The sequence below is a fragment of the Mycolicibacterium insubricum genome, from assembly GCF_010731615.1.
Taxonomy (GTDB): domain Bacteria; phylum Actinomycetota; class Actinomycetes; order Mycobacteriales; family Mycobacteriaceae; genus Mycobacterium; species Mycobacterium insubricum.
Genome location: NZ_AP022618.1, coordinates 1505372 through 1521682, shown reverse-complemented (window position 1 = coordinate 1521682; position 16311 = coordinate 1505372). Strand labels below are relative to the sequence as shown.

Annotated in this window: 16 protein-coding genes; 2 read left to right on the top strand and 14 right to left on the bottom strand. The window is 70.6% G+C overall.

What is annotated here, in order from left to right:
• Positions 1-17 precede the first annotated feature (17 nt).
• A complete protein-coding gene (groL, locus tag G6N16_RS07310) occupies positions 18-1640 on the bottom strand; it encodes a chaperonin GroEL (RefSeq protein ID WP_083031980.1) in 1623 nt (540 codons plus the stop codon).
• Between the two features lie 97 nt (positions 1641-1737).
• Positions 1738-2040: a co-chaperone GroES gene (gene groES / locus G6N16_RS07305; RefSeq protein ID WP_083032003.1), complete on the bottom strand. Its 303-nt coding sequence runs from the start codon at positions 2038-2040 to the stop codon at positions 1738-1740.
• Positions 2041-2315: 275 nt separating this feature from the next.
• Between groES and G6N16_RS07300 the strand changes: the two genes are divergently transcribed.
• The gene (locus tag G6N16_RS07300) at positions 2316-3800 is read left to right on the top strand and encodes an HNH endonuclease signature motif containing protein (RefSeq protein ID WP_083031982.1); all 1485 of its coding nucleotides are present in this window, start codon (positions 2316-2318) and stop codon (positions 3798-3800) included.
• On the opposite strand, the gene G6N16_RS07295 is transcribed toward G6N16_RS07300, so the two are convergent.
• The 11 genes from G6N16_RS07295 to glmS all read right to left on the bottom strand — a co-directional run bounded on the left by G6N16_RS07295 (position 3797) and on the right by glmS (position 14144).
• The gene (locus G6N16_RS07295) at positions 3797-4240 is read right to left on the bottom strand and encodes a nuclear transport factor 2 family protein (protein ID WP_163787813.1); all 444 of its coding nucleotides are present in this window, start codon (positions 4238-4240) and stop codon (positions 3797-3799) included. The two genes, G6N16_RS07300 and G6N16_RS07295, sit on opposite strands and share 4 nt — an antisense overlap.
• Positions 4241-4263: 23 nt before the next feature.
• On the bottom strand, positions 4264-5289 hold the full coding sequence (gene tsaD, locus G6N16_RS07290; RefSeq protein WP_083032004.1) for a tRNA (adenosine(37)-N6)-threonylcarbamoyltransferase complex transferase subunit TsaD: 1026 nt from the start codon (positions 5287-5289) through the stop codon (positions 4264-4266).
• Positions 5286-5741 (bottom strand): ribosomal protein S18-alanine N-acetyltransferase, encoded by a 456-nt coding sequence (gene rimI / locus G6N16_RS07285; RefSeq protein WP_083031985.1) that lies wholly within the window; start codon positions 5739-5741, stop codon positions 5286-5288. The genes tsaD and rimI overlap by 4 nt, the downstream gene beginning before the upstream one ends.
• A complete protein-coding gene (gene tsaB, locus G6N16_RS07280) occupies positions 5738-6340 on the bottom strand; it encodes a tRNA (adenosine(37)-N6)-threonylcarbamoyltransferase complex dimerization subunit type 1 TsaB (protein WP_083031986.1) in 603 nt (200 codons plus the stop codon). The genes rimI and tsaB overlap by 4 nt, the downstream gene beginning before the upstream one ends.
• Positions 6337-6807: a tRNA (adenosine(37)-N6)-threonylcarbamoyltransferase complex ATPase subunit type 1 TsaE gene (gene tsaE / locus G6N16_RS07275; RefSeq protein ID WP_083031988.1), complete on the bottom strand. Its 471-nt coding sequence runs from the start codon at positions 6805-6807 to the stop codon at positions 6337-6339. The genes tsaB and tsaE overlap by 4 nt, the downstream gene beginning before the upstream one ends.
• Positions 6800-7879, bottom strand: a complete 1080-nt coding sequence (locus G6N16_RS07270) for an alpha/beta fold hydrolase (RefSeq protein ID WP_083031989.1) — start codon at positions 7877-7879, stop codon at positions 6800-6802. The genes tsaE and G6N16_RS07270 overlap by 8 nt, the downstream gene beginning before the upstream one ends.
• Positions 7876-8994, bottom strand: a complete 1119-nt coding sequence (alr, locus tag G6N16_RS07265; protein ID WP_234805913.1) for an alanine racemase — start codon at positions 8992-8994, stop codon at positions 7876-7878. Before alr ends, G6N16_RS07270 begins: the two co-directional genes overlap by 4 nt.
• Before the next feature lie 74 nt (positions 8995-9068).
• On the bottom strand, positions 9069-10463 hold the full coding sequence (locus G6N16_RS07260) for a glutamate decarboxylase (RefSeq protein WP_083031991.1): 1395 nt from the start codon (positions 10461-10463) through the stop codon (positions 9069-9071).
• A 10-nt stretch (positions 10464-10473) separates the two neighbouring features.
• A complete protein-coding gene (locus G6N16_RS07255; protein WP_083031992.1) occupies positions 10474-11889 on the bottom strand; it encodes an NAD(P)H-hydrate dehydratase in 1416 nt (471 codons plus the stop codon).
• A 30-nt stretch (positions 11890-11919) separates the two neighbouring features.
• Positions 11920-12279 (bottom strand): putative quinol monooxygenase, encoded by a 360-nt coding sequence (locus tag G6N16_RS07250; protein ID WP_083031994.1) that lies wholly within the window; start codon positions 12277-12279, stop codon positions 11920-11922.
• On the bottom strand, positions 12276-14144 hold the full coding sequence (gene glmS / locus G6N16_RS07245) for a glutamine--fructose-6-phosphate transaminase (isomerizing) (RefSeq protein ID WP_083031995.1): 1869 nt from the start codon (positions 14142-14144) through the stop codon (positions 12276-12278). The genes G6N16_RS07250 and glmS overlap by 4 nt, the downstream gene beginning before the upstream one ends.
• A gap of 66 nt (positions 14145-14210) precedes the next feature.
• On the opposite strand from glmS, the gene G6N16_RS07240 reads away from it, so the two are divergent.
• Positions 14211-15053 carry a dienelactone hydrolase family protein gene (locus tag G6N16_RS07240; protein ID WP_083031997.1) on the top strand — a complete coding sequence of 281 codons (843 nt, stop codon included), beginning with the start codon at positions 14211-14213 and terminating at the stop codon, positions 15051-15053.
• Positions 15054-15060: 7 nt separating this feature from the next.
• Here G6N16_RS07240 and G6N16_RS07235 read toward each other — a convergent pair whose 3' ends face one another.
• A complete protein-coding gene (locus G6N16_RS07235) occupies positions 15061-16308 on the bottom strand; it encodes a hypothetical protein (protein ID WP_163787812.1) in 1248 nt (415 codons plus the stop codon).
• Positions 16309-16311: the final 3 nt, after the last annotated feature.

Here is a 16311-nt window from a genome sequence, read left to right as displayed (position 1 = left end):
GTTCCCGTGGCTACTGCTTAGTGGGCGTGGCCGTGGTGGCCGTGCCCGGCGTGCTCGTCCTCCTCGACGGGCTTCTCGACGACAGCCGTTTCGGTGGTCAAGATCATCCGGGCCACCGACGCGGCGTTGAGCACCGCGTTGCGGGTCACCTTCACCGGGTCGATGATGCCGTCGGCGACCAGGTCGCCGTAGGACAGCGTGGCCGCGTTGAAGCCCTGCCCGGCAGGCATTTCGGCAACCTTGCTGACCACCACGGCACCGTCCAGGCCGGCGTTGCTGGCGATCCAGAACAGCGGCGCGGTGATGGCGGCCTCGAACACGTCGACGCCGATCGCCTCGTCACCGGACAGCGACGAACGCAGGGCGTCCAGCCCGGCGCGGGCGTGCACCAGCGCCGAACCACCGCCGGGGATGATGCCCTCCTCGACCGCGGCCTTGGCGGCGGCGACGGCGTCCTCGACGCGGTGCTTGCGCTCCTTGAGGGCGGTCTCGGTGGCCGCACCGACCTTGATCACCGCAACGCCGCCGGCCAGCTTGGCCAGGCGCTCCTGCAGCTTCTCGCGGTCCCAGTCCGAATCGCTGGCCTCGATCTCGCTGCGCAGCACGCGCTTACGCTCGTCGATGGCGGCGGCGGTACCGCCGCCGTCGACGATCACGGTGGCGTCCTTGCTGACCACCACGCGCCGGGCGGTGCCCAGCACGTCGAGGCCGACCTCGCGCAGCAGCAGCCCCACATCGGGGTTGACGACCTGAGCGCCGGTGACGACGGCCAGATCATCGAGGAACGCCTTGCGTCGGTCACCGAAGAACGGCGCCTTGACCGCAACGGCCTTGAGCGTCTTGCGGATTGCGTTGACGACCAGGGTCGACAGCGCCTCGCCCTCGACGTCCTCGGCGACGATCAGCAACGGCTTGCCGGACTCGGCGACCTTCTCCAGCAGCGGCAGCAGGTCGGGCAGCGAGCTGATCTTGTCGCGGTGCAGCAGCACCAGCGCGTCTTCCAGGATCGCTTCCTGCAGGTCGAAGTCGGTGACGAAGTAGGCCGAGATGAAGCCCTTGTCGAAGCCGACGCCGTCGGTGACCTCGAGGTAGGTGTCCATTGTCGAGGACTCCTCGATGGTGACGACGCCGTCCTTGCCGACCTTCGTCATCGCCTCGCCGACCATTTCGCCGACCTCCGCGTCGCGCGAGGACACGGTGGCGACCTGGGCGATGGCGGTCTTGCCGTCGACCGGGATCGCGGCGGCCAGCAGTGCCTCCGACACGGCGTCGGCGGCCTTGGCGATGCCGGCGCCGAGCGCGATCGGGTTGGCGCCGGCGGCCACGTTGCGCAGGCCGGCCTTGACCAGCGCCTGTGCCAGCACCGTCGCGGTGGTGGTGCCGTCGCCGGCAACGTCGTTGGTCTTGGTGGCGACGGACTTGACCAGCTGGGCGCCCAGGTTCTCGAACGGGTCTTCCAGGTCGATCTCGCGGGCGATGGTCACGCCGTCGTTGGTGACGGTCGGGCCGCCCCATGCCTTGGCCAGGACGACGTGGCGGCCGCGCGGGCCCAGGGTGACCTTGACCGCGTCGGCCAGCTTGTCGACACCGGCCTCCATCGCGCGGCGGGCGGTCTCGTTGAATTCAATTTGCTTGCTCATCAGAGTCTTTCGCTAGATAGCGGACTTCGCTGGGTACGCGACCGCCCCGGAGATGGCCCGCATCCACGAGCGATCTCCGGGGCGGAACACGATCTGTCTACTTGGAGACGACGGCCAGCACGTCGCGGGCCGACAGGATCAGGTACTCCTGGCCGTTGTACTTGATCTCGGTGCCGCCGTACTTGCTGTAGATGACGACGTCGCCCTCCGACACGTCCAGCGGAATCCGCTCGTCGCCGTCCTCGTTCCAGCGGCCGGGGCCAACTGCGACGACGGTGCCTTCCTGCGGCTTCTCCTTGGCGGTGTCGGGAATGACCAGACCGGACGCGGTCGTGGTCTCGGCCTCGTTGGCCTGCACGAGGATCTTGTCCTCCAGCGGCTTGATGTTCACGCTCGCCACGATGTGGAGCCCCTTCACTTCTGAGGTTGGAGGCCCGGGCCGCGGCCCGAACCGTTGTTACCAGGTATCGGCAGTTGGCCGAACCCCTCGCGCCGTCGTCGCGGGTGCCGACACAGGAGACGTCCGCCTGCCAGCTAGCACTCTATACACGGGAGTGCTAGCACTCAAGGGCGGAGGGCTGCAATTTCGCTGCCAGCCGATCCGAATGGTTCTTTATCGAACAATTTTTCGCCCATTTGTGGTATAGATCATATTTTGGGCGTAATATTGACAGTATGTTCGAAGTGGTGGTATCCGATCCGGCCGAGCTCCGCGGCCTGGACGACGCCGCCCTGATCGACGCGATGACCGCCGCGAACCGAGCCGCCAACGCCGTCGAGGCCCGCAAGCTCGCCATCATCGCCGAGTTCACCCACCGGCGCTGCGACGAGGAGGAGCATCCCGAATGGGGATGTGACGACTGGGATGCCGCAGCCGCGGAGATCTCGTGCGCCCTGACCGTCGGCCACGGCCGGGCGATGCGCCAGATGCGGATCGGGCTGGCCATGGCCGACAGGCTTCCGAAGGTGGGTGCCGCCTTCCTGGCCGGGGCCTTCGACGTCACCGCCGCGGCCACGCTCGCCGAGCGCACCTCTCTGGTGACCGACGCCGACGCGCTGCGCAGCATCGATGCCCGGCTGGCCGCGGCCGCCCTCGGATTCCCGGCGCTGTCCAAGATGAAGCTGGAGAGGGCGATCGATGCGGCGGTCGCCGAACTCGATCCCGACGCCGTACACCGGGCCCAAGGCAGCTATGAGGGCCGGGAGATCAATATCGGCGATCCCCGCAACGACGAGAACGGGCTGGCCACCGTGTGGGGGCGGCTGACCGCTACCGATGCCGTGCTGTTCGACGCCGCACTGAACAACCTGGCTCGCACCGTGTGCGACGACGACCCCCGCACCCTGAGGCAGCGCCGCGCCGACGCCGTCGGTGCACTGAGTGCCCGCGCCGATCGCCTGACCTGTCGCTGCGATGACCCGAAGTGCCCGGCCAAGACCGGCAAGATTCCCGCGGCCACCATCCACGTTCACGTCGTCGCCCAGACCGTGGCGTCCCGCAAGGCCGCGATCATGCTGGATCGCCCCGGAACCGTCCTGCCGCCGACCGTTCTCGACGAGGTGATCGCCAACGGGGCCCGGGTCCAGGACCTCCCCAAGCCCAAGGACGAACCGGAACCCCGGTACCGGCCTTCGGCCGGCCTGGCGGATTTCATCCGCAGTCGGGACATGACCTGCCGGCACCCCGGCTGCGACCGCCCGGCCTATCAATGCGACCTCGACCATGTCGACGCCCGCTCCGACGGGGGAGCCACCCACCCGGCGAATCTCGGCCCGCGATGCCGTCGGCATCATCTCGTGAAAACTTTCTGGCACGGCTGGACCAACCATCAGGAGCCCGACGGCACCTTGACCATCACCACCCCCACCGGTCACAGCTACACCACCAAGCCGCTCAGTGCCCTGCTGTTCCCGGACTGGGACACGAGCACCGGACCCGCCCCGCCACCGCGGCGCCGGCGCAAGTCGCCGAGCCCGGATGCGGGCGTGATGATGCCGGTGCGCAAGACCACGCGGCGCAAGGCCCGCGCGCGGCGGATCAAGCAGGAACGGGAGTCCAACGCGCTGGCCCGGGCATTGGAACACGCGCGAGTGGGTGCGGCGGTCGCCGAGGCCGACCGGACTCCCCCGCCCGGCTACGACGAGCCCCCGCCGTTCTAAAGGTCCAGCCCTTCCAGCCCCAGCAGATGCTGGGACACGTCACCGACCATCTCGACGTCGACCAGCCGTTCGGTGAAGTACCAGCCGGCGTCGTCGCGGGCGAAGGAGTCCCGGTACCGGCCGACGACGATCGGCTGCAGCGCCAAGGTATCGGTGCGCTGCACCACGACGAAGGTCGAACGGGCGGTGGCGGTGTCGCCGTCGACATCCACGATCGGGTTGAGCACCAGGTGCCGGGTCCGAGGTGTATTTCTGGCATCCGGGTAGCGGCGGGTGGTCGCGGCGAACAGCCCGGCGATCGCCGCGGGGCCCGCCACGCCCATGAAGTTGCCCCGCCCGAGCAGGACCCCCACCCCGTCGAAGTCCCCGGCGTCGATGAGTTCCGCGTACCGGTACAGCAATTCGGTGACGGCCAACTTGTCGGCGAGATGCTCGGTCATGGAAGCTCCCTCGTTGCAGCTGCTCAGTACAGCTGGCTGATGGTGATCGGCATACCGGGATCGCTGGCCACCTCCAGTGCCGACGGCACGGCCCCGGCGGCCAGCAGATGCGCGGCGAAGGCGGCGATCATCCCGCCGTTGTCGGTGCACAGCCGCGGCGGAGGTACCCGCAGCGTTAAACCGGCTGCCGCGCAACGCTCCTCGGCCAACTCTCGCAGCCGGGAGTTGGCGGCGACCCCGCCGCCGATGAGCAGCGTTGAGACGCCGACGTCGGTGGTCGCGCGGACGGCCTTGCGGGTCAGCACGTCCGCGACGGCCTCCTGGAAGCCCGCGGCGACGTCGGCCGGCGACGCATTCGGGTGGGCCTCCAGGTGCCGGGCGACGGCCGTCTTGAGGCCGGAGAAGCTGAACGCGTACGGATCGTCGCGGGGACCGGTCATCCCGCGCGGGAACACGATCGCCTCCGGGTCACCGGTGCGGGCGAGATCGTCGAGAACCCGCCCGCCCGGGTAGCCCAGCCCCAGCAGGCGAGCCACCTTGTCGTAGGCCTCTCCCGCGGCGTCGTCGAGGGTGCTGCCGAGTTCCACGATGGGTTCGCCCAGCGACCGGATGTGCAGCAGGTGGGTGTGCCCGCCGGACACCAACAGCGCCACAGACTCCGGCAGCGGTCCGTGCACATAGCTGTCGGCAGCCAGGTGGCCGCCGAGGTGGTTGACCCCGTAGAGCGGCACTCCCCAGGCCGCCGCATAGGCCTTGGCGGCCGCGACCCCAACCAGCAGAGCGCCGGCCAGGCCGGGTCCGATGGTCACGGCGACGGCGTCGGGGCGGGTGACCCCCGCGGTGTCCATCGCCCGGCGCATGGTCGGGCCGAGGGCCTCCAGATGCGCGCGAGAAGCGACCTCGGGCACCACCCCGCCGTAGCGGGTGTGTTCGGCGACGCTGGAGGCCACCTCGTCGGCCAGCAGGGCGACGGTGCCGTCCTCGTGCAGTTCGGCGATACCGACTCCGGTTTCGTCGCAGGAGGTTTCGATGGCCAGCACGATGGTCACGGGCACTCCTTGCGCATGGTGTAGGCGTCGGCCCGGCTCACCGGGTAGTAGCGCTTGCGCAGCCCGACGTTCTCGAAGCCGGCCCGCTGATACAGCGCGATCGCCGCGTCGTTGTCGGTGCGCACCTCCAGGAACACCGGCCCGTCGGCGGCGAATGCCAGCAGCTCGTCCAGCAGCCGGCGCCCGATACCGGCGCCCTGGTAGTCCGGGTCGACGCCGATGGTGTGCACCTCGTACTCGTACGGCGGTCGCGCCCCCAACCGCGCCGCGCCCGCGTAGCCGACCAACGTGCCGTCGGCTCGGGCGGCCACGTAATGGGTGTGTGGGGAGTGCAATTCGGCGACGAACGCCCGCGCCGGCCACGGGTCGTCGCCGGGGAACAGCAGCGCCTCCAGGTCGCCGCAGCGCGGCGCGTCCTCGACTCTCAGCGCGTCCAGCACGACGTCGGTCACGCCAGACCCCGTTCGGCCAGCGTGCGGGCGTCCGGTCGGCGCAGGTACAGCGGAACCAGCGGCTCGGGATCGGCGCCGAAATCAGCGACGGCGGCCACCAGCCGCAGCGACGACGGGTAGCGCGGGCCAGCGGCCAGCGCCTCCGCCGCTGCGGGCACGTCGGCCGGCGCGGCGACCGCCGGTCCTTCGACCCGCACGCCGTCGCGGTAGCGGGCCCAGTACACCTCGCGGCGACGGGCGTCGGTGACCACCAGCTCATCACCACCGGCGGCGCCGTCGGCCGCGATCGCGTCGAGGGTGCATACCGGGTGCACCGGCACGTCGAGGGCGTGTCCGAGCGCGGCGGCCGTCGCCATGCCGACCCGCAGGCCGGTGAACGGGCCGGGGCCGCAGCCCACCGCCACGGCGTCGATATCGGTCATCGATAGTCCACAGTCATCCAGTGCCGCAACGATGTTGGGCGTCAACCGCTCGGCGTGCGCGCGCGGGTCGACGGTGATCCGCTCGGCCAGCAGCTCGGCGCCGTCGGGCCCCACGCGCACCAGGCCGGCAGTGACGGCCGCGGTGGCGGTGTCCAGCGCCAGCACCACCCGGGTCACGACTCGCTCCCCCAATTCCACTGCGCGGTACGCACATCGGTGCCCGCGGCGCGCTCCAGCCGGACGTCCAGGTGGTTCTCGGAGAGCCGCTCGGCCAGCCCCTCGCCCCACTCCACCACCACGACGGCGTCGTCGAGTTCGGTGTCCAGATCCAGCGAATCCAGTTCGCCGAGCAGGTCGGTACCGGTGTCCAGCAGTCGGTAGACGTCGACGTGCACCAGGTCCGGTGTGCCCGGGCGGCGTGCGCGGTGCAGCCGGGCCAGCACATAGGTGGGTGAGGTGATCGGACCCTCGACGTCCATGGCCCGGGCAATGCCCTTGGTGAGCATGGTCTTTCCGGCGCCCAGGGGCCCGGCCAGCACGACGACGTCGCCGGCGCGCAGGCCCGCACCGATCCGCTCGCCCAGTGCCCGGGTGTCCTCGGCGGTCGGCAGCGACGCCGACCCCGCCGCAATGCGCTCAGCCACGGACCCGCACCCGCAGCAGCCGCCGGGTCAGCGCCACCAGCTTGTTCGGGGTGGCGCGAGTCACCAGTTCTTCCAGCGCCTCGTTGATGATCTCGGGTTGCTCCAGCTGCACCAGGTGCCCGGCGCCTTCGACCAGCAGCAGCTCCGATTTGGGCAGTACCGCGGCCATTTCGGTGGAGTGCTCGGGCGTGGTGAGTACGTCGGCGGTGCCGCAGGCGATCAGCACCTCAATGCGTGCCAGCGCCACCAGGCCGTCGGTCTCATTGTGCACTCCGAGGGCGTGCAGGAAACCGACCATGGTCGGTACCGGGGTGCGGTGGATCATCGTCTCGGCGTAGCGGGCCACCGTGGGGCTGACGTCGTCGCTGCCGAACGAGGCGGCCTGCATGACCGGGGCGAGCAGTGAGCGGATCAGCCCGCGGCCGCCACTGATCACCCCGGGTGCGTAGCGGGCGGTGAACCGGGCCGCCTCCAGCGCGGGGTTGGCCAGCACCTCGCCCAACGGGGACCGGGAAAGTCCCTCGGCCGCAGAGGAAATGATCGCCGCGCCGACGATGTGGCTGCCGTAGCGGGACGGGAACTGGCGGGCATGCGACAGCACCGTCATGCCGCCCATGGAGTGTCCGACGAGGACCACCGAGCCGCGGGTGGCGAGCATCGCGATGATCTCCTCGAGATCGCGGCCGAGTCGTTCGATGGTGTAGCTCGACGGTTGCCCGGCGCCGGAGCGGCCGTGTCCGCGCTGGTCGTAGAACACCATGCGGACCTGATCGCCCCACATCTCGGTCATGTCGCGGCGCTGGAAGTGGAAGGCCCGCATGCTCATACAGAAACCGTGCGCGAAGACGACGGTGACGGCGGCGTCCACCGGTCCGACCTCGCGGACCTGCAGGTCGACCCCGTCGCTGGTGGTGACCACGCAGCTGCGATCGGCCTCGAAGACGCCGAAATCCTCGTCGCGGTACGGGTCCTCGCGGCGGCGCAGCACCGAACGTGCGGTGGACACCCCGGCGACGGTGCCCACCGCGCCGATTCCGGCCGCCCCGGCCAGCCAGCGGCGGCGCTTGTTCATCTCCCACCTCGATAGATCCGGTTGACCCGGCCGCGGGGGCTGGTCACCACTTCGTAGTCGATGGTGCCGATCAGCGCGGCGACCTCGGTGGCGGTCGCCTCGCCGCCGGTTCCGGGGCCGAAGAGTACCGCCGCGTCGCCTTCGGCGACACCGCCCGGGTCCGGGCCGAGGTCGACGACGAACTGGTCCATGCAGATCCGGCCGACGTTCGGGAAGCGGCGGCCGTTGATGGCGACCTGCAGCCGGCCGCTGAGCGCGCGGAACACGCCGTCGGCGTAGCCCAGCGGGATCAGGGCGACGGTGGTGTCGCGTTCGGCGATCCAGGTGTGACCGTAGGAGACGCCGGCACCGGCGGTGATCTTCTTCACCATCGATACCGGGGCGGACAGCGTCATCGCCGGGGTCAGCGCCGCGTCGCTGTGCGCGGGCACCGGGTTGAAGCCGTACACGGAGATACCGGTGCGGACCATGTCGAACCCCAGATCGGGGCGGGCCAGGGTGGCCGGCGAGTTCGACAGGTGGGCAACCTCGAACGCCACGCCGGCGTCGGCGGCGGCCGCCCGCAGCGCCACGAACAGCTCGGCCTGACGGTCGTTGGCCGGGTTGTCGGGGTCATCGGCGCAGGCCAGGTGCGACATCAGGCCGCGCACCCGGACGGCGCCGGAGGCGACGGCGCGGCCCAGCGCGTCGATCAGCGCGGGGAAATCCGCGGCGCTCACCCCGGAGCGGCTCAGCCCGGTGTCCACCTTGACGGTGACGACGGCCGTCGTCCCGGTGGTTTCCGCTGCGGTGACGACGTCGTCGAGCTGGCGCAACGACGTCACCCCGAGTTGCACCCCGGCGGTCAGCGCCGGGGCGAAATCGGTGCCGGGCGGGTGCAACCAGGCCAGCAGCGGCGCGGTGATACCGGCCGCGCGCAACTCCAGAGCCTCCCCGACCGTGGCGACACCCAATTCGGCGGCGCCGCCGGCCAACGCGGCGGTGGCCGCCTCGGCGGCGCCGTGCCCGTAACCGTCGGCCTTGACCACCGCCATGACCTGTGCCGATCCGGCTTTTTCGCACAGCACGGCGACGTTGGCGCAGATGGCGTCGAGGTCGACAAGGGCGGTCGGCACGGCCGACCGTAACGCGAGGGGCCCGGGACGGGCGGGTTCAGTAATCACCGCCCGCCATTGTCCCAGGCGTGGGGTCAGTGGGCGAAATGCTCCTCGGTGGCGAAACCGCCGGGCCGCAGCCGGTCCAGCTTCGTCAGCACCGTCGTCAGGTCCTCGAACAGCGCGCGGGCCAGATTCGCCGAGAAGCCCTCACGGACCACGATGCGCAGCACCGCGACGTCGGTGGCGTCGGCGGGCATGGTGTAGGCGGGCACCTGCCAGCCGTACTCGCGCAGCCCGGCAGAGACGTCGAACACGGTGAATCCCGGATCACCGGCGAGTTTGAACGACAGCACCGGCAGCACCGACCCGTCGGTGATGACCTCGAAGCGACCCGATCCGGCCAGCTGGTGGGACAGCCACTGCGCGGTGTCGCTGAGCGTTCGCATCACCTCGGCGTATCCGGCCCGACCCAACCGCAGGAAGTTGTAGTACTGGCCGACGACCTGATTGCCCGGCCGGGAGAAGTTCAGGGTGAAGGTCGGCATATCGCCGCCGAGGTAGTTCACCCGGAACACCAGCTCCTCGGGCAGCGCCGCGGCGTTGCGCCAGACCACGAAACCGATGCCCGGATAGGTCAATCCGTATTTGTGGCCACTGACGTTGATCGAGGCGACCCGCGGCAGCCGGAAGTCCCACACCAGGTCTGGCTCCAGGAACGGCACGACGAATCCGCCGCTGGCGGCGTCCACGTGCACCGGCACGTCGCGGGTGTCGTCGGAGGCAGCCAGCTTGTCCAGCGCGGCGCAGACCTCGGCGACCGGTTCCAACTCACCGGTGTAGGTGGTACCCAGGATGGTGACCACGCCGATGGTGTCCTCGTCGACGGCGGCGATGACCTGCTCGGGGGTGATGACGTAGCGGTCCTGGGCCATCGGCAGGTAGCGGGCTTCCACGTCGAAGTAGCGGGCGAACTTCTCCCACACCACCTGCACGTTGGACCCCATCACCAGGTTCGGGGTGCGGTCCTTCCAGGCGTCCTTGCCGTACCGGGCCTCGATGCGGGCGCGCCAGCGCCACTTGAGGGCCAGGCCGGCGAGCATGACGGCCTCGCTCGAGCCGATGGTCGATGCCCCGACGGCGGTGGACGGGTCGTCGTCGCGCAGGTCCTCCGCGTGGAACAGGTCGGCGACCATGCAGACGCAGCGCTGCTCGATGGCGGCGGTGACCGGGTACTCGTCCTTGTCGATCATGTTCTTGTCGAACGTCTCGGCCATCAGCTGGTCGGCCTCGGGATCCATCCAGGTGGTGACGAAGGTGGCCAGATTCAGCCGGGAGCTGCCGTCGAGCATGAGTTCGTCGTGGATGAAGCGGTAGGCCGCCTCCGGTTCCAGCGATTCGTCGGGCAGGCGCAGCGCTGGGATCGGGTTTGTCCCCATTCGTCCGGTGTAGGCGGGGGTGATGGACGCGTGACGGGAGATGTTCGGCATGACGTCTCTTTTACAGAATCGCCGCCAGTGCCGGACGGATATGGGTGAGGATCCGCGTGGCGGAAATCGGGACCGGTGCGGGGCCGGGATCTTCGGCGGCCAGTTCCGCGGCCCGGGAATGTACGAACGCGCCGGCCGCGGCGGCTTCCGCCAGCGGCACGCCGGCCGCCAGCAGAGCACCGATGATGCCGCTCAGCACGTCGCCCGAACCGGCGGTCGCCGCCCAGGAGTTGCCGGCCGGGTTGAGGTAGGTGGGGCCCTCGGGAGCGGCGATGACGGTGACGTTGCCCTTGAGCAGCACGGTGGCCCCGAGCCGGGCGGCCAGGGCGCGGGTGGCGCCGACCCGGTCGTCGCCGGGTGCACTGCCGGCCAGCCGGGCGAACTCTCCGGCGTGGGGGGTCAGCAGGGTGGGCGCGGAGCGGTCAACGACGAGTTCGGGGTGTGCGGCCAGCAGGGTCAGCGCGTCGGCGTCGACGAGCACCGGCAGGTCGGTGGCCAGCGCGAAGCGCAGTACCGCCGAGGCCTCATGCCCGGTGCCCAGTCCGGGTCCGACCACCCAGGCCTGCACCCGCCCGGCGTCGCGGTGGTCGACGGTGGCGATCACCTCCGGCCAGTGCGACACCACCTCGGCGGCCGCCGGGCCGGCGTAGCGGACCATCCCGGAGTGGCTGGCGACGGCGGCGCCGCTGCTCAGGATTGCCGCACCGGGGTAGGTCGCCGAACCGGCCAGCACGCCGGTGACTCCCTGGGTGTACTTGTCATCGGTGCGGCCCGGGACCGGCCAGCGGGTGGCGACGTCGGCGGCCTCGAAGGCCAGCAGGTCGGCCTCGGGCAGGTCGAGCCCGATGTCGACGAGTTCGACCCCACCGCAGTCGGCCAGCGCGTGCACGGGTTTGAGACCGCCGAACGTGACGGTCAGCGCGGCGTGCACGGCGGGCCCGGTGACCGCCCCGGTGGTGACGTCGATTCCGCTGGGTAGGTCGACGGCGACCACCGGTGCGGTGTTGGCGGCGAACACGGCGGCGGCTGCCGGCCGCAGCGGGCCGGTGGCTCCGATACCCACCACCCCGTCGATCACCAGATCGGTTGTGTTGCTGATCTTCTCGACGATCCGTCCGCCCGCGGCACGAAACGCGGCCAAACCCTTTGCGTGCGTATGCTCGGGATTGAGCAGCACCGCGTCGGCCGCGGCACCCCGACGGCGCAGGAATGTCGCCGCCCACAGCGCGTCGCCGCCGTTGTCACCCGAGCCGATGACGGCGCAGATCCGTCGCCCGACGATGCCGCCGGTGCGGCGGCGCAGCTCCCTTCCGATCGCGACGGACAGCGGCCACGCCGCCCGGCGCATCAGGGCCCCGTCGGGCAGGGACGCCAGCAGTGGTGCCTCGGCGTCGCGGATCTGCTGGACGGAGTAGTAGTGCCGCATGACTGCCAGGCTAGGCGACTCGGCCCGGCGCTACAGGCCCATCAGTCGGGAGTAGACCGGAGCACCGGACGCCGTGTGGGAGGCGGCGAAGACCTCCTGCAGTTGCGGGGACAGGTTCCCGAACACCTCGAGGTCCAGTCCGCCCGCGAGCGCGGCGAGTCGTTGGATGAGCGGGCGGGTGGCGACCAGGGTGCTCAGCACGGCATCGGAGTCGGCGTAGCGCTGCAGCGCGACGGCACGGGCCTGATCGGGGCTGAGGAACACGTCGTACTGCAGCACCCCCGGTTCCGCGCGCACCGCAGCCAGAACCTGCTCGGCGAGCATGGTGAACTCTGCCAGCTCCGCCCGGCCGATGGCGGGAAATGTTCCCCTCAGGTGGATTTCGCTCACTCGACGGTCACCGATTTGGCGAGGTTGCGCGGCTTGTCGACGTCGTAGCCGCGGGCCCGGGCCACCGCGGCGGCGAACACCTGCAGCGGAATGGTGGACAGCAGCGGCTGGAACAGCGTCGAGACGGCCGGCAGCTCGATCAGGTGATCGGCGTAGGGCCGCACGGTGTCGTCGCCCTCCTCGGCGATGACGATGGTGACCGCGCCGCGGGCCTGGATCTCCCGGATATTGGACAGCAGCTTCGCGTGCAGCATCGCCGCACCCTTGGGCGAGGGCATCACCACGATCACCGGCAGCCCGTCCTCGATCAGGGCGATCGGGCCGTGCTTGAGCTCACCGGCGGCAAACCCCTCGGCATGCATATAGGCGAGTTCCTTGAGCTTGAGCGCGCCTTCCAGCGCCACCGGGTAGCCGACGTGGCGGCCCAGGAACAGCACCGTCTGTGACCGGGCGAACTGTTCGGCAAGGGCGGCGACCGGCGCCATCCGGTCCAGCACCTCGGCGATGCGGTCCGGCATGACCTCCAGCTCGCGGTATTCGCGCTGCACCTCGTCGGGGTACTTGGTGCCGCGGGCCTGGGCCAGCGCCAGCCCGACGAGGTAGTTGGCGACGATCTGGGCCAGGAACGTCTTGGTGGCGGCGACGCCGATCTCCGGCCCGGCGCGGGTGTAGAGCACCGCGTCGGCTTCCCGCGGGATCTGACTGCCGTTGGTGTTGCAGATCGCCAGCACCTTGGCCTTCTGCTCCTTGGCGTGCCGGACGGCCTCCAGGGTGTCGGCGGTCTCGCCGGACTGGCTGATCGCCACCACCAGGGTGGAGCGGTCCAGCACCGGGTCGCGGTAGCGGAATTCCGAGGCCAGTTCGACCTCCACCGGCAGCCGCGTCCAGTGCTCGATGGCGTACTTGGCCAGCAGGCCGGCGTGGTAGGCGGTGCCGCAGGCCACCACGAACACCTTGTCGATCTCGCGCAGTTCCTGGTCGGAGAGCCGCTGTTCGTCCAGCACGATGCGGTTGTCGGCGAAATGCCCCAGCAGGGTGTCGCCGACCGCGGTGGGCTGTTCGGCGATCTCCTTGTCCATGAAGTAGTCGTAGCCGCCCTTCTGCGCGGCCGACAGGTCCCAGTCGATGTGGAAGGGACGAGCGTGGTCGGAGGCGTCGTTGCCGTCGAAGTCCAGGATTTGGGCTCCGTCTGCGCGCAGCACCACGGCGGTGTCCTGGCCGAGTTCGATGGCGTCGCGGGTGTGCTCGATGAACGCCGCGACGTCGGAGCCGAGGAACATCTCGCCGTCGCCGACGCCGACCACCAGCGGAGTGGACCGCCGGGCGGCCACGATGGTGTCGGGATCGTCGGCGCAGGCGAAGACCAGGGTGAAGTGCCCGTCGAGGCGGCGCAGCACCGCCAGTACGGAGGCGACGAAGTCCCCGGCGGTCGGGCCGTCGGCGAACGCCCGGCTCACCAGGTGCACGGCGACCTCGGTGTCGGTGTCGCTGGCGAACTCGACGCCGGCAGCCTCCAGCTCGGCGCGTAGCGAGGCGAAGTTCTCGATGATGCCGTTGTGCACGACGGCGAACCGGCCCGCGGCATCGCGGTGCGGATGGGCGTTGCGGTCGGTGGGCCGGCCGTGGGTGGCCCAGCGGGTGTGCCCGACGCCGGTGGTGCCGGTCAGCTCCGACGGGTCGGTGTCGGCCAGGGCCTCTTCCAGGTTGGCCAGCCGGCCGGCCCGACGCCGGACGGTCAGTCCGCCGTCGTCGTCGACCAGCGCGACGCCGGACGAGTCGTAGCCGCGGTACTCCATCCGGCGCAGTGCATCGACGACGATGTCACAGGCGGGCCGGGGCCCGACGTAGCCGACGATTCCACACATGACTATCCAGGGTAGTGCAGAGTGCCGCCTGGTCCGCTTTCGCCGAGGGTGAGCTAGGTTTACCGGGTGGCCAGCACCAAGGGACTTTTCGCCCGGCTCACCCGCCGCGGACCGCACCGGGTACTACGCGGTGACCTGGCCTTTGCCGGTCTTCCCGGGGTGCTGTACACCCCCGAATCGGGGCTGGGACTGCCCGGTGTGGCGTTCGCCCACGATTGGCTCACACCCGCCGGAAACTACACCAGGACGCTGGAGCATCTGGCGTCCTGGGGCATCGTGGTGGGCGCCCCCGCCACCGAGACCACGCTGGCGCCGTCGGTGCTGAATCTGAGCTACGACCTGGGCACCACACTGGACATTCTGACCGGGGTGCGGCTGGGACCCGGGCAGATCAGCGTCAACCCGGGCAAGCTTGGCGTCGCGGGACACGGGTTCGGCGGGTCGGCGGCGGTGTTCGCCGCAGCCGGTCTGGGCGGACGGCTGCGGGCGGCCGCCGCGCTGTTTCCGACGGTCAGCAGGCCCGATGCCACCGCACCGGCGGCCGGCCTGAGTACCCCCGGGTTGATCCTGGGCGCCGAGGAGGACACCAGCAGCATTACCGCCTCGACGCTGGAGTTGGCCGCCGCCTGGGAGGCCGCGACCCTGCGCATCGTCAAGAAGGCCGCCCCCCGAGGGCTGGCCGAAGGCCGGCGCCTGCAGTCGTTCGCCGGGCTGCCCGGATCAGACCGGCGCACCCAGAAGACCGTGCGTGCGCTGCTGACCGGGTATCTGCTGTTCACCCTGACCGGCGACAAGACCTACCGGGCGTTCGCCGACCCCGAGGACGATCTGCCCCGCACGTCGCTGCCGTCGGAGGAGTTCGTGGCCGGTACCCCCGAGGAGAAGTTCGTCGCGCTGCTGAAGGGCTGAGCGGGGCTCAGGCACCAACCTGGGGTAGCTCGTCGGCGGCGATCTCGCAGGGAGTCTGGGCGGGCTCGGGCGGGATCACCGGTATGACGGGCTCGGGCGTGACGGGCTCGGGGGCGACTTTGGCATCGTCGCCGGCTTGGCTGCGGTCCCCGGACTCCTCGTCACCGGACTCCTCGTCACTGGCCTTCTTGTCATCCGCTTTCTCGTCCCGGCCCTTCTCGTCGTGTGGCGTCTGGTCGTCGGTCTGTTGGTCATCAACGGCGTCAGGTTGCGGGTCGCCGCCGAAGGGGTCCTCGAGGGCACCGAAATCGGGCAGGCCCAGGCCGGAGCCGGAGCCCAGGGTGGGCAGCGAACCGAGATTGGGTGTCGAGCCCGTCCCGGTGTCCGGCACGGTAGATGAAGCGGGCGGAACGGCCGAGGATGACTGCGAGGGCGATACACCCGGTTCTGCCGAAACATCCGGTGGCACTGTGTCACCCGAGGCGGCAGCGGGGCTGGTCGGCGCCGCAGCCGGAGGCGCAGCGGCCACGGCCGCAGACGCAGAGGTCCTCGCCGGGGCCGAGGGCACCAGATCCGCGGGAATCTCGAAACGCACGACGGCACCATCGGCCAGCTGATCGACGGCAGCCCGGTAGGCCTGTTCGACGGCGGCCACCGCGGTGCGCATGGCCGCCAGCCAGTCGCCCCGGACCGACTCGGCAACAAACGGTTTCACCGACCGCTCGACGGTCGCGGTGGACTGCTCATCGGTGCTGCCGGCCAGCACGGCCGAGGCGGCGGCCAGCCATTCGGTGCGCCGGTTCGCCCACCGGCCGGCGAGCCCGCACGTCGCGGTCACCTTGGCATCGATCGCACGCCAAAGCTGTCCGGCCAGTATCGGATAGCAGCGGGCGGTGCGCTCCAGCCGGCCACCGACGGTCGCGGCGGCGGCGGCGTTGCGGGACAGAAAGCCGTCGGCGGCGGTGGCACCGGCGCCGGAGAACGCCGCCGTCAGCGTGGTTCGCAGTTCCCGCGAGGTGGCCAGGGCCTCGGCGGCCACAGCGGCCAGGGATCGCAGGGTGGCGGCGTCGGCGTCCAGCGCGTCGAGGTCCAGGCCGTCCTCGGTGGCGTACCAGTCCCCCGGCTGCCCGGGGTGCAGGGTGAGGTCGGCATCGGAATAGCCGCGCAGCGCAGCGGCCTGCACCAGGGTCGACAGGTCGGTGACGCCCGCCCGGCCGTCGGCCAGCCGGGCGGTCACCCGATCCGGGGAGCCCACAGC